Source organism: Paraburkholderia yinzeri (genome assembly GCF_046581065.1).
Taxonomy (GTDB): Bacteria; Pseudomonadota; Gammaproteobacteria; order Burkholderiales; family Burkholderiaceae; genus Paraburkholderia.
This window is the reverse complement of record NZ_JBFOCJ010000001.1, coordinates 2,816,655-2,828,983: the sequence shown is the minus strand read 5'-3', so window position 1 is coordinate 2,828,983 and position 12,329 is coordinate 2,816,655. Positions and strand designations below refer to the sequence as shown.

Annotated in this window: 10 protein-coding genes and 5 tRNA genes; 10 read left to right on the top strand and 5 right to left on the bottom strand. The window is 64.6% G+C overall.

Annotated elements, in window-relative coordinates; genetic code table 11:
• Nucleotides 1–20 precede the first annotated feature (20 nt).
• Nucleotides 21–764 carry a C40 family peptidase gene (locus tag WJ542_RS13510; RefSeq protein WP_411189762.1) on the top strand — a complete coding sequence of 248 codons (744 nt, stop codon included), beginning with the start codon at nucleotides 21–23 and terminating at the stop codon, nucleotides 762–764.
• 123 nt (nucleotides 765–887) lie between these two features.
• Here WJ542_RS13510 and WJ542_RS13505 read toward each other — a convergent pair whose 3' ends face one another.
• The gene (locus tag WJ542_RS13505) at nucleotides 888–1,841 is read right to left on the bottom strand and encodes a patatin-like phospholipase family protein (RefSeq protein WP_411189761.1); all 954 of its coding nucleotides are present in this window, start codon (nucleotides 1,839–1,841) and stop codon (nucleotides 888–890) included.
• Between the two features lie 414 nt (nucleotides 1,842–2,255).
• Here WJ542_RS13505 and gltX point away from each other — a divergent pair, with 414 nt between their 5' ends.
• From gltX to WJ542_RS13470, 7 genes are all read left to right on the top strand, one after another.
• Nucleotides 2,256–3,677, top strand: coding sequence for a glutamate--tRNA ligase (gltX, locus tag WJ542_RS13500; protein WP_411189760.1), 1,422 nt, complete (start codon nucleotides 2,256–2,258; stop codon nucleotides 3,675–3,677).
• Between the two features lie 233 nt (nucleotides 3,678–3,910).
• Nucleotides 3,911–3,986, top strand: a tRNA-Ala gene (locus WJ542_RS13495).
• 196 nt (nucleotides 3,987–4,182) lie between these two features.
• Nucleotides 4,183–4,258: transfer RNA gene (locus tag WJ542_RS13490), tRNA-Glu, on the top strand.
• Nucleotides 4,259–4,333: 75 nt separating this feature from the next.
• Nucleotides 4,334–4,410: transfer RNA gene (locus WJ542_RS13485), tRNA-Asp, on the top strand.
• A 69-nt stretch (nucleotides 4,411–4,479) separates the two neighbouring features.
• A tRNA-Glu gene (locus WJ542_RS13480) sits at nucleotides 4,480–4,555 on the top strand.
• A gap of 78 nt (nucleotides 4,556–4,633) precedes the next feature.
• Nucleotides 4,634–4,710 (top strand) — tRNA-Asp (locus tag WJ542_RS13475).
• 163 nt (nucleotides 4,711–4,873) lie between these two features.
• Nucleotides 4,874–5,338 (top strand): GNAT family N-acetyltransferase, encoded by a 465-nt coding sequence (locus WJ542_RS13470; RefSeq protein ID WP_411189759.1) that lies wholly within the window; start codon nucleotides 4,874–4,876, stop codon nucleotides 5,336–5,338.
• A gap of 35 nt (nucleotides 5,339–5,373) precedes the next feature.
• On the opposite strand, the gene WJ542_RS13465 is transcribed toward WJ542_RS13470, so the two are convergent.
• Nucleotides 5,374–6,255, bottom strand: a complete 882-nt coding sequence (locus tag WJ542_RS13465; RefSeq protein ID WP_411189758.1) for an AraC family transcriptional regulator — start codon at nucleotides 6,253–6,255, stop codon at nucleotides 5,374–5,376.
• A 155-nt stretch (nucleotides 6,256–6,410) separates the two neighbouring features.
• Here WJ542_RS13465 and rraA point away from each other — a divergent pair, with 155 nt between their 5' ends.
• The gene (rraA, locus tag WJ542_RS13460; RefSeq protein WP_411189757.1) at nucleotides 6,411–6,908 is read left to right on the top strand and encodes a ribonuclease E activity regulator RraA; all 498 of its coding nucleotides are present in this window, start codon (nucleotides 6,411–6,413) and stop codon (nucleotides 6,906–6,908) included.
• Nucleotides 6,909–7,003: 95 nt separating this feature from the next.
• Here rraA and aceB read toward each other — a convergent pair whose 3' ends face one another.
• Together aceB and WJ542_RS13450 are read right to left on the bottom strand one after the other, a co-directional pair.
• Nucleotides 7,004–8,596: a malate synthase A gene (gene aceB, locus WJ542_RS13455; protein ID WP_411189756.1), complete on the bottom strand. Its 1,593-nt coding sequence runs from the start codon at nucleotides 8,594–8,596 to the stop codon at nucleotides 7,004–7,006.
• Nucleotides 8,597–8,656: 60 nt separating this feature from the next.
• Complete coding sequence (locus WJ542_RS13450; protein ID WP_411189755.1) at nucleotides 8,657–9,481, bottom strand: haloacid dehalogenase type II; 825 nt, start codon at nucleotides 9,479–9,481, stop codon at nucleotides 8,657–8,659.
• A gap of 165 nt (nucleotides 9,482–9,646) precedes the next feature.
• On the opposite strand from WJ542_RS13450, the gene WJ542_RS13445 reads away from it, so the two are divergent.
• Nucleotides 9,647–10,558, top strand: coding sequence for a LysR family transcriptional regulator (locus WJ542_RS13445; RefSeq protein WP_411190560.1), 912 nt, complete (start codon nucleotides 9,647–9,649; stop codon nucleotides 10,556–10,558).
• 403 nt (nucleotides 10,559–10,961) lie between these two features.
• Here WJ542_RS13445 and aceA read toward each other — a convergent pair whose 3' ends face one another.
• Nucleotides 10,962–12,269, bottom strand: coding sequence for an isocitrate lyase (gene aceA, locus WJ542_RS13440; protein ID WP_411189754.1), 1,308 nt, complete (start codon nucleotides 12,267–12,269; stop codon nucleotides 10,962–10,964).
• Nucleotides 12,270–12,329: the final 60 nt, after the last annotated feature.

The window sequence follows — 12,329 nt, the reverse complement described above, 5'->3', positions numbered from 1 at the left end:
CGGGCAATTTCTACCGACCAATGCAGCACCGATACTTGACCCAGGCTTGCACGCGCGTCGTCGCCGGGATGTTCATCGGCGTACTGATGGCCGCGGCTCCCGGCGCGTTCGCCGACGAAGTAAGCAGCTTTAACCAGAATGCCTCATTTTCGCCGGGTTCTTCCCCGAACAACACGGCGAACTCCCCGGCTCCGCAAGCGCTCTCCGCGACTGCTCAAGCCGACGCCCAAAGCGCAGTACAAACCACTACGCAGACCACGTCTCAGGCGACCCCGGCTGCGGCCGACGGCGGCGCCAAGTCGTTCCTTTCCGGCATGGCCGGCAAGGCAGGGGACGTTGTTGTGGGCGCCCTCAACATGATAGGCGTGCGCTATCGCTGGGGCGGCAACACGCCGGATTCCGGCCTCGACTGCAGCGGCTTCGTGCGCTACGTCTTCCAGGACACGCTGGGCCTTTCGCTGCCGCGCCGCGCCGAGGAAATGAGTCGCGTGGGCGAGAAGGTTAGCCTCAGCAACCTCAAGCCGGGCGATCTCGTGTTCTTCAATACGATGCGCCGCACGTTCTCGCATGTCGGCATCTATATCGGCGACAACAAGTTCGTGCATTCGCCGTCCACAGGCAGCACGATCCGTGTCGACGACCTCGACGACGGCTACTGGGAAAAGCGCTTCACGGGCGCCCGCCGTGTGGAAACGTCGTTTACGCCGCAACAGCAGCAGGACCTCAAGCAGCGCGTGAGCGTGCAGTTCGACGGCAGCAACTGACCGCTAACTGGCGACCGGTTGCTCTACCTGGTCGTGACAGAAAGCCTGCTTCGTTCGAAGCAGGCTTTTTTCGTTGCGAAGGTTGCGTGGGGCGCGGCGGGCCGACCGCGCCCGCGTAATCGCTCAGGCCGTCGCGGCGCGCGCGGCGGCCAGCTTGCGCTCCAGCTCCGGCATCATCTTCGCGACGGCCTCCTCGCCCGCGAGGATCGCCGCATTGCGCTGACCGAAGTCGCTACCCGACATCGCATTCAGGTTCGGTCGGATCACGACGTCGGCGTACTTGTCGAGTTCATAGGTCTTGATCGACTGACCCATGATCGTGAAGGTCTGCATCAGCACGTCGAACTGGGTCACTGTCGGAGCGCTCTCCGGGCGGGCCGAGATGTCCACGGCAATCACGAAGTCGGCGCCCATTTTGCGCGCGAAGGCCGCCGGCACGGGGCTCACGAGCCCGCCGTCCACGTACTCGTGGCCCGCGATTTTCACCGGATCGAAGATCGACGGCAGGCTGCACGATGCGCGTACGGCGATGCCGGTATTGCCGCGCTGAAACAGGATTGGCTGGCCGCTGTGCAAGTCGGTGGCGACGATGCCGAGCGGCCTCGCCATCTTCTCGATCGGCCGGCCGCGCAGCGTGGTGTTCAGATAATTCTGCAGCGCCACGCCGTGCAGGAAGCCCCGCGTGGCGAAGGGCATGGCCCAGTCGCTGATCGATGCTTCGTCCATCGTGAGCGCGAGCTTGTTGATGTCGAAACCGTTCATACCCGACGCGTAGAGCGCCGCCACGACCGAGCCGGCGCTCGTTCCCGAGACGAGGTCGACCTGAATGTTGCGGGCTTCCAGCGCCTTGATCACGCCGATGTGTGCGAAGCCGCGCGCCGCGCCGCCGCCGAGGGCGAGGCCGACGCGAACGGTGCGCTGGGGTTTCGCGACGGATGCCGGCGGGGTGGGGTTCTCCGTAGCGGGCGGGCTGACCTTCGCGGTCTCCGTGCCTGCGGTCGTGCAGGCGGCGAGGAGGGTGGAGGCCGCGGCCAGCGAAAAGCTGCGGCGGCCCAAAGAGGGGGTTGACGGGTTCAATGGTGGCTCTAATGGCGGCTTCAAGCGAGGTTCTCCATGCGGCGCCGGGCGACGGATACAGCGCGCCGACATCATAAGGCAAAGCCGTTCGCGGATTGGCAATGCGCTTGTAACGCCGTGTGTCGCTCTCTGTGTCAGCGCCCGCCGGCACTTTTTGCGCTTGTTCGTGGCTGGGGCGCGGTCCGGTCGTGGCGACGCCGATACCGTGCGGACGTCCTCCCGCTCCTGGCCTGCCGGGACCGAACGCGCGTCCGGCGGTTATAATCCCGTTTCTCTTTTCCCGGTTTTCCTGTTCGAGCCGCGTCGCGTTCCGCAGTCGCAATGCTGCGTGCCGCTGCACGCGAGGCCGCGAACCTTCTGCCGCCCGTCGCCAAGCGCGCGTCGCCCGGCGGCATCGCTTTCGAGTAATCGCCCATGACCACGACTGTCGTCCGTACCCGCTTTGCGCCGAGCCCGACTGGCTTCATCCACCTCGGCAACATCCGCTCTGCGCTGTATCCCTGGGCGTTCGCGCGCCGCAACGAAGGGGTGTTCGTGCTGCGGATCGAGGACACCGACGTCGAGCGCTCGACGTCCGAAGCGGTGGACGCCATCCTCGAAGGCATGCAGTGGCTCGGTCTCGATTTCGACGAAGGTCCGTTCTACCAGATGCAGCGCATGGACCGTTACCGCGAAGTGCTCGCGCAAATGAGCGAGCAAGGCCTCGTGTACCCGTGCTACATGTCGACCGAAGAGCTCGACGCATTGCGCGAGCGTCAGCGTGAGGCGGGCGAAAAGCCGCGTTACGACGGCACGTGGCGCCCGGAGCCAGGCAAGGTCCTGCCGACGCCGCCGGCCGGCGTGCAGCCCGTGCTGCGTTTCCGCAATCCGCTGACGGGCGTGGTCGCATGGGACGACGCCGTGAAGGGCCGCGTGGAGATCTCGAACGAAGAGCTCGACGACCTCGTCATCGCGCGCCCGGACGGCACGCCGACGTATAACTTCTGCGTCGTGGTGGACGATCTCGACATGAAGATCACGCACGTGATTCGCGGCGACGACCACGTGAACAACACGCCGCGCCAGATCAACATCCTGCGCGCGCTGGGCGGCGAGCCGCCCGTGTACGCACACCTGCCGACCGTGCTGAACGAGCAGGGCGAAAAGATGAGCAAGCGCCATGGCGCGACGAGCGTGATGGGCTATCGCGACGCAGGCTATCTGCCGGAAGCGGTGCTGAACTATCTCGCGCGTCTTGGCTGGTCGCACGGCGATGCCGAAGTGTTCTCGCGCGAGCAGTTCGTCGAGTGGTTCGATCTGGAGCATCTCGGCAAGTCGCCGGCGCAGTACGACCAGGCCAGGCTCGACTGGCTCAACAACCACTATCTGAAGGAAGCGGACAACGCACGTCTTGCGTCGCTCGCGAAGCCGTTTTTCGCCGCGCTCGGCGTCGACGACGCAGCGCTCGCGAAGGGTCCGTCGCTCGACGGCGTGATCGCGCTCTACAAGGATCGCGCGAATACGATCAAGGAGATTGCCGAAAGCGCGCAGATCTTCTATCGCGAGCCGCAGCCCGAAGCCGCCGCGCTCGCACAGCACGTGACCGAAGCCGTGCGCCCCGCGCTTGCCGAACTTGCCACCGCATTCAAGGGTGCGGAGTGGTCGAAGGAAGGTATCTCGGCCGCGCTCAAGGCGACGCTCGCGGCGCACAAGCTGAAGATGCCGCAGCTTGCCATGCCGGTGCGCCTCTTCGTGGCGGGCACGACGCACACGCCGGCTATCGACGCGGTACTCGCGCTGTTCGGCCGCGACGTGGTCGTGAATCGCATCGAGCAGGGCCTCGCGAAGGCGGTGTGATCCCCCTGAAGATTTTTTACCCCGGCACTAGCGCCGGGGTAAGGGATCCGGTAGTATTCGGGCTCCGTTGAAAACGGTGCGCGAGAAAGCGGTAACGCTCACGCAGGAGCCGATGGATCCGGCAACGAAATTTCATGTGGTTTAACGTAGCGTGAAATAAGGTTGCAGAAAACGATCCAGGGGCTCTTTACAAAGGCGAGTTTGCTGTTTATAATCTCGCTTCTGTTCTGCAAGGGGGTATAGCTCAGCTGGGAGAGCGCTTGCATGGCATGCAAGAGGTCAGCGGTTCGATCCCGCTTACCTCCACCAACAGAGCAGATAGAAGTTTCTTCGCGAAAGCGACAGTGAAGAAGAAAATAATTCTTCACAAAAGGCAGTAAAGAAGTTAAAATCTTGTTTTTCGCAATTGAGTGAGCGCGGTTTAGTAGAATTAACGGCGAAACAAGCAAGAAGCGAAAACAAGAATCGCAGTAAAGTGTAGCAAGGCATTATCTGAAAAGATTATGTCCCCTTCGTCTAGAGGCCTAGGACATCACCCTTTCACGGTGAGTACAGGGGTTCGAATCCCCTAGGGGACGCCAGACATGAGCGTCGTCAATGAGATTGGCGAGGCAGCAGTTGGGAATCAGCCGACGCCCATCTGTCTATGTCGAACTGGAGCGGTAGTTCAGTCGGTTAGAATACCGGCCTGTCACGCCGGGGGTCGCGGGTTCGAGTCCCGTCCGCTCCGCCAGATGAAGCCCGTTCAGGCTATAACTTGAGCGGGCTTTTTAGTTAAAGTAGTTAAGGCGTAAGCCTGTGTGTCCCCTTCGTCTAGAGGCCTAGGACATCACCCTTTCACGGTGAGTACAGGGGTTCGAATCCCCTAGGGGACGCCAAAGACAACCGCGGCGCCAAAGCAGTGTGGCGACGCCGCCAGCGGGAATCGACCGACGCCCGCCGGTGCAAGCAGGACTGGAGCGGTAGTTCAGTCGGTTAGAATACCGGCCTGTCACGCCGGGGGTCGCGGGTTCGAGTCCCGTCCGCTCCGCCAGATGAACGAAGCCCGCTGGAATTTCCAGCGGGCTTTTTTCTTGTCTGCTCTTTGGCTTCGCGAGGCCTCTCGGGCCTTCGCCATACGGACAAACTGCCATTGCCGCTACGCTCGCGCTATCGTAGCGTAGTCGGGACTTCCGCTCGTGCGCCAGCCGCCCCCCATGTTCGCTCCGAACGACATTCCATCGCGCTTCCAGTTGCGTCATGCGTCCATGGAGGACTTCGAGTTCGCCGAGGCCCTCACGCGCAACAACATGGGCGGCTATTATCAGCGTCATCATCTGGTCTGGCGCGGCGATCTTTTTCTCGCCAGTTACCGCGAGTCGGAGAATTTCATTCTCGAACTCGACGGCCATGCGATCGGCGTGCTGCGCGTGACCGAAGAGGGCGATTCGCTGCATATCCGCGACGTGCAGATCGCCGAGGGCTATCGCGGCCACGGCGCCGGGACTTTCCTGCTCGACATGTCCCATCGCTGGGCGCGCGAGCGCGGCCTGCGCGAATTGCAACTGCGCGTATTCGTCGATAACCCCGCGGCGCGGCTCTACTTGCGCATGGGTTATCGCGTAGCCGGGCCGAGGCTGGCGAGACTGGGATCGATACGGCACATGACGCGCTCCGTGTAAGGCCGCCGGCCTTGCACGCACTCTGTCACATCACCTTACTTCGGCAAATCCTGGGCGCTTTCGCGTAGCGCCTCGTTCACTTCGCTCAATGCAGACTCTTCGCTCGGGCCGCTTTCGCGATCATCTGCACCGCGCCCGATGAACGCGCGCGGACTCTCGCCGAAAGCGCGTCGGAACATGGCCGAAAATGCGCTCTGACTTTGATAGCCGAGTTCCTGTGCGACGACCGCCATCGGCCGCCCCTGATTGAGCAGCGGAATCGCGCGCGCGAGTATCGCCTGCTGACGCCATTGCGAAAAGCTCACGCCCAGTTCCTGCCGGAAGAGCCGCGCGATTGTGCGCGTGCTGGCGCCAACGTGCTCGGCCCAGTATTCGAGCGAACCGGGATTTGCGGGATCGGCCAGTAGCGCCTCGCAGAGCGAGCGCAGGCGCTTCTCGTCGGGCATGGGCACCGCAAGCGGCAGCGGTGCCGAGCGTGTGATTTCGTCGAGCGCGAGCGAAGCGAGGAGGCGCTCGCGGGCGCCGCCGATGCCGCGTTCATCGAGCGCGGCGATCGTTTCGCGCAGCAGGCCCGATACCTCGACCACGCGGCAGTCGCCGAGCCCCGGCGGGATCACCGACTGGTCCACGTAGAGCGTGCGCAGGAACGCGTCTTCGACGATCGCCACTTCATGCGTCACATAGGGAGGAATCCAGATCGCCCGCGAGGGCGGCACCATCCACGTAGTGCCAGGCGTCGTCATGCGCAGCACGCCTCGCGACGCGTACGCGAGCTGCGCCCAGGCATGCGTGTGCAGGGCGATGCGCACGCCGGCCGCCATGGGCCGCGAGCGCACACGGACGGGATGCCCGGACGTGGGCTCGAACTCGGGCGGGATATCGGCGAATTCCGCGGGCGGCAGCAGGGCGAGAGGCATGGAGGATCGCGGCGTTGACGGCTCGCGGTCATTGTAGGCGCAACCCGGCGCGGTTGCTGCGCGGTCTCGGGGCGGAAGGGGCGACGCGCGCGCGTATCGCTTTATGGACAGGCATAATGCTGCCGGTTCGTCAGCGCACGAGGGAGACATCAATCATGACATTCGCCACCGCCGACCTTTGCGACGCGCACGAAGACCGGCTTGCAGCCGGCACGCTGCGCGTCTTCGATCCCGTGTTCCGCTGGTTCGGCCTTGCACCGCACTTCAGCGGCCCGGCGCTCACGCTCAAGGTTTTCGAGGACAACTCGCTCGTGCGCGCCACGCTCGAGACGCCGGGCGAGGGCCGCGTGCTCGTCGTGGACGGTGGCGGCAGCCTGCGCTGCGCCCTCGTGGGCGGCAAGCTCGGCGAGCTGGCGCAGGACAACGGCTGGGCGGGCGTCGTGGTCAACGGCTGCGTGCGCGACACGCTCGAGCTCGATGCGCTGCACGTGGGCATCGTCGCGCTGGCGACGCATCCGCAGCGCAGCTTCCGGCGCGGCGTCGGCGAGCGCGACGTGCCGGTTCGCATGCCGGGCGCGACCGTGCGCACGGGCGAATGGATCTACGCCGATATCGACGGCGTGCTCGTGTCGAGCGAGCCGCTGGCGATCTGAATCGCCGTTCGGCTCGGGACGGAAAGCACGAAGGCCCGATGGACTTGTGTCCACCGGGCCTTCGTCGTTCAAAGCAGCGCTCGTTCAGGCGAGCATCAGATCTCTTCGTAGAGCGGCAGCGTCAGGAAGTCGACGAAGTTCTCCGACGTCGACATCTGTTCGAAGATCTGCGCGGCGCGGTCGTACGGCTTCGTATTGCCGCCCACCACGGCCTTCACCTTGTCGAGCTCCTGCGGGATCAGTTCGCGCACGAGTTCGGTCGTGACCTTGCGGCCGTCATCGAGCTTGCCCTTCGGCGAGCGGATCCACTGCCACACTTGCGAGCGCGAGATTTCGGCGGTCGCGGCGTCCTCCATCAGGTTGTGGATCGGCACGCAGCCGTTGCCGTCGAGCCACGAGCCGAGGTAGTGGATGCCCACGTTGATGTTGTTGCGCAGGCCCGCTTCGGTGATCGGCGCTTCCGGACGGAAGTCGAGCAGATCCTTGCCCGCCACGTTGACGTCGGCGCGCTGCTTGCCGATCTGGTTCGGCTTGTCGCCCAGCACCTTCACGAACTCTTCCATCGCGATCGGCACGAGGCCCGGGTGGGCCACCCAGCCGCCGTCATAGCCGTCGGTCGCGTCGCGGTGCTTGTCCGAACGCACGCCGCCCATGGCCTTGTCGTTTGCGGCCGCATCGTTCTTGATCGGGATGAGCGCGCTCATGCCGCCGATCGCCGGCGCGTTGCGGCGGTGGCAGGTCTTGAGGAGCTGGAGCGCGTAGGCGCGCATGAACGGCACCGTCATCGTGATCTGCGAGCGGTCCGCGAGGCAGAAGTCCTTGTCGTTCTTGAACTTCTTGATCGCCGAAAAGATGTAGTCCCAGCGGCCCGCGTTCAGGCCCGAGCTGTGCTCGCGCAGTTCATAGAGGATCTCGTCCATTTCGAACGCCGCGAGGATCGTCTCGATCAGCACCGTCGCGCGGATCGTACCGCGCGGAATGCCCACGGCCTCCTGGGCCACGACGAAGATGTCGTTCCACAGGCGCGCTTCGAGATGGCTCTCCATCTTCGGCAGATAGAAGTAGGGGCCGCTGCCGCGCGCGATCAGTTCCTTCGCGTTGTGGAAGAGATAGAGCGCGAGGTCGAAGATGCCGCCGGAGACGCGCTGGCCGTCCACGGTCACGTGCTTTTCGTCGAGGTGCCAGCCGCGCGGACGCACGATCAGCGTGGCGACCTTGTCATTGAGCTGGTAGCGCTTGCCGTTCTGTTCGAGCGAAATCGTGCGGCGCACCGCGTCCTTGAGGTTGATCTGGCCGGTGATCTGGTTGTCCCAGCTCGGCGCGTTCGAATCCTCGAAGTCGGTCATGTAGGAGTCCGCACCGGAATTGAGCGCATTGATGATCATCTTGCGCTCGACCGGGCCCGTGATTTCCACGCGGCGGCATTCGAGGTCCTTCGGCAGCGCCGCGATCTTCCAGTCGCCTTCGCGGATCGACTTCGTTTGCTCGAGGAAGTCGGGGCGTTCGCCGGCGTCGAGACGCTTCGTGCGCTCGGCGCGCGCCTTCAGCAACTCCTGACGGCGCGGCTCGAATGCGCGGTGCAGCTTCGCGACGAGTTCGAGCGCTTCGGGGGTGAGGATCGTTTCGAAGCCCGGCTTGATTTCCGCCGGGATCTGCATGCCTTGCGGCAGTTGCAACGTGTTCGCCATGATTGCTCCTTGGTCGGTCAGTTCGTGTAGGTGTGGGGAATGCAGCGTCTGCCGGGGTCGTTACGCGCCTGGGCTTGGGCGGGTTCGGGCCGGGGTCCGTTCAGGCGGCGCTGCGGTTTCGAGAAAAGCGGCAAGTTCTGCCATGCCGCCGCCGGTTCCAGCGGGCGCGATGCCGAGTTCTTCTGCGGGCAGGCGCTGGCGGTTGATCCAGAAAGTCGTGCAGCCGAACCAGCCGGCGCCCGCGACGTCCCAGCCGTTCGACGAGACGAACACGATGTCGCGCGGCACCGCGCCGAATGCGGCCGTGCCGAGCGCGTAGGCCGCGGCGGCGGGCTTGTACGCGCGCACCGCATCGACGGAGAGGACGTGATCGAAGAGGCCGTTCATGCCCGCGCTCTTCACGGCGATGTCGAGCATCTGCGGATTGCCGTTCGAGAGGATGGCGAGGCCGGGGCGCGCGCCGTCGTCGCGCCCTTCGTGCATCTTGCGCAGACGCCGCAATACGGGCAGCGCGTCGGGAAACGCGGAGAGGCACGCGTACTCGTCCATCAGGCGCTTCTCGGCCGCGCCCGTCAACGCGAGATTCAGGCGCCGCGCCGCGTAGCGCAGCGCGTCGAGCGTGATGTCCCAGAACGGGCGGTAGCGCGCGCCGGCCGGGTCGGAGAGGGTGCGCAGTTGCGTGTATTCGATCTGCTTGAGGCGCCAGAGCTGCGAGAGCGCATCGCCGTGGCCGGGGAACATCTGCTCCGCGGCGGCGACGACCGAATGCACGTCGAACAACGTGCCGTACGCGTCGAATATCACTGCCTTGGGAAATCTCGCGGCGCCTTGTGTTGCGCCTTGTGCCGCGTTTTGTGCCGCGCTTTGTGCCGTTGTGGCCGACATCGCCTTGCACTCCATCTTCAGAGGTCGGGATGAATTGTATTCGTGAGTTACATCACTGAAAAAGGAGGCATTGATCACTTGATCTTTTACTTTTACCCACCTAATCTGACGATCTACGTGATCTTTGCCCACGATTTTTGCAGTCATTTCTCCACGTTCTTCTGCATGGACCGCTTCAAACAGATCGAGACCTTCGTCGCCGTGGCGGCCAAAGGCAGTCTTTCCTCCGCCGCCCAGGCCGAGGGGGTCGCACCCGCCATCATCGGGCGCCGCATTGACGCGCTCGAAGAGCGACTTGGCGTGAAGCTCTTTGTGCGCACCACGCGTCGCATCACGCTCACCTTCGAAGGCTCGGCGTTCCTCGAGGACTGCCAGCGGATCATCCATGATATGCAGAATGCGGAAGCGAGCGTGTCGGCGGGCGGGGTGAAGGCGAGCGGGCATCTGCGCGTGTCGGCGCCGGCGGGCTTCGGGCGCCGGCATGTCGCGCAGCTCGTGCCGGCGTTTACGGTCGCGCATCCAGACGTTTCGATCACGCTCGATCTTTCCGATCGTCTCGTCGATCTCGTCAACGAAGGCTTCGACTGCGCCGTGCGTCTGGGCGAGCTGCCCGACTCGTCGCTCGTCTCGCTCAAGCTCGGCGAGAACCGCCGCGTGTGCGTGGCGGCGCCCGAATACCTTTCGCGCCGGGGCGCGCCCGAAACGCTCGCCGATCTCACGCGCCACAACTGCCTCGCGCTCGGCGCGAGCAGCGCGAACCAGCAGCGCGGCTGGACCTTCCAGCAGGACGACAAGGTGGTGTCGATCCGCGTGGCGGGCACGATGGAATGCTCGGACGGCGCCGTGCTGCACGAATGGTGTCTCGACGGACACGGGCTGGCGTGGCGCTCCTGGTGGGAAGTCGGCGAGGACATTGCGGCAGGCCGGCTCGTCAGCGTGCTCGACGCGTTCGCGGCGCCGCCCATCGGTATTCATGCGGTATTTCCGCAGCGCCGCCATCTGCCGTTGCGCGTGCGTCTCTTTCTCGACTTTCTCAAGCATACGTACGGTCATCCGGGGTACTGGGGCCAGGACTGACGGCATCGCCGCGAGGCGCGTCTGCATATACGTCGGAAGCCCGAACCGCAGTCGGCGCATGAGCATGCACGGCGGATGCCCATGCGCCTTCCGTGGCTGGCTAAGTTGTCGTCGGCTTGTCGCCTTCTTCGGTAGCGAGACCGCTCGCTCCGGCGGGTGGCCGGATAACGGAGCGGGCCGGATCGTGTCCGGCCGCGCGCGGCCTCTTGCCTCTTCTCCCGATGGATTGCACGTTGCGCAGCGCCGACCGGCGCGTGCCGGTCTGGCAGATGTGCGTCACCGTGGTGGGCAACTGCGGCAGGCAACCGTGGACAACTGCAATGGCAACCCCACAGGCGCCGGCGGCCGGCGAGCCCCGCCAGGGACGCGCATGCCGGCCGCGGCGCTGCTGCTGCGGGTGGTCTTACGCCACCTTCTTGTCGAAGAACTGCTCGTCTTCCGTCGAACCGTGCAGGGCGGTCGTCGAGGCTTCGCGTTCGACCGTCTGCGTGACGGCGTCGAAGTAGCCCGTGCCCACTTCGCGCTGGTGCTTGACGGCGGTGAAGCCCTTTTCGGCCGCGGCGAACTCGGCCTGCTGCAGTTCGACGAATGCGCTCATGTTCTGGCGCGCATAGCCGTGCGCGAGGTTGAACATCGAGTAGTTCAGCGAGTGGAAGCCCGCGAGCGTGATGAACTGGAACTTGTAGCCCATCGAGCCCAGCTCGCGCTGGAACTTGGCGATCGTCGCATCGTCGAGGTTCTTCTTCCAGTTGAACGACGGCGAGCAGTTGTACGAGAGCAGCTTGCCCGGGAACTGCTTGTGGATCGCTTCCGCGAACTTCTTCGCGAACTCGAGATCGGGCTTGCCGGTTTCGCACCAGATCATGTCGGCGTACGGCGCATAGGCGAGACCGCGCGAGATCGACTGCTCGAGGCCATTGCGCGTGCGGAAGAAGCCTTCCACCGTGCGCTCGCCCGTGAGGAACGGCTTGTCGTTGTCGTCGATGTCGGACGTGACGAGGTCGGCGGCCTCCGCGTCGGTGCGGGCGAGCAGCACGGTCGGCACGCCGCAGACGTCGGCGGCGAGGCGCGCGGCCGTCAGTTTGGCGATGTTCTCGCGCGTCGGCACGAGCACCTTGCCGCCCATATGGCCGCACTTCTTCACCGAAGCGAGCTGGTCTTCGAAGTGCACGCCCGCGGCGCCTGCTTCGATCATCGCCTTCATCAGTTCGAACGCGTTCAGCACGCCGCCGAAGCCCGCTTCAGCGTCGGCCACGATCGGCTGGAAGAAGTCGGTGTAGCCTTCGTCGCCCGGGTTCTTGCCTTCCGACCACTGGATCTGGTCGGCGCGCGTGAGCGTGTTGTTGATGCGCTTGACCACTTGCGGCACCGAGTTGGCCGGGTAGAGCGACTGGTCCGGGTACATTTCGCCCGCGAGGTTGGCGTCGCCCGCGACTTGCCAGCCCGAGAGATAGATGGCCTTGAGGCCGGCCTTGACCTGCTGCATGGCCTGGTTGCCCGTGAGCGCGCCGAGCGCGTTGATGAACGGCTCGGTGTTCACGCCTTTCCAGAGCTTCTCCGCGCCGTTCTTTGCGAGCGTGTGCTCGGGCTGGATCGAGCCGCGCAGGCGCACCACGTCTTCAGCCGTGTAGTTGCGCTTGATGCCGTTCCAGCGCGGATCGGTTTCCCATTGCTGTTGAAGTTGCTTTGCTTGTTCCTGACGGGTCGACATGATGAACTCCTTCGTTTGCCTGATTGGTAGAACCGCTGAAAGTCGGCGACTTCTTCGGGG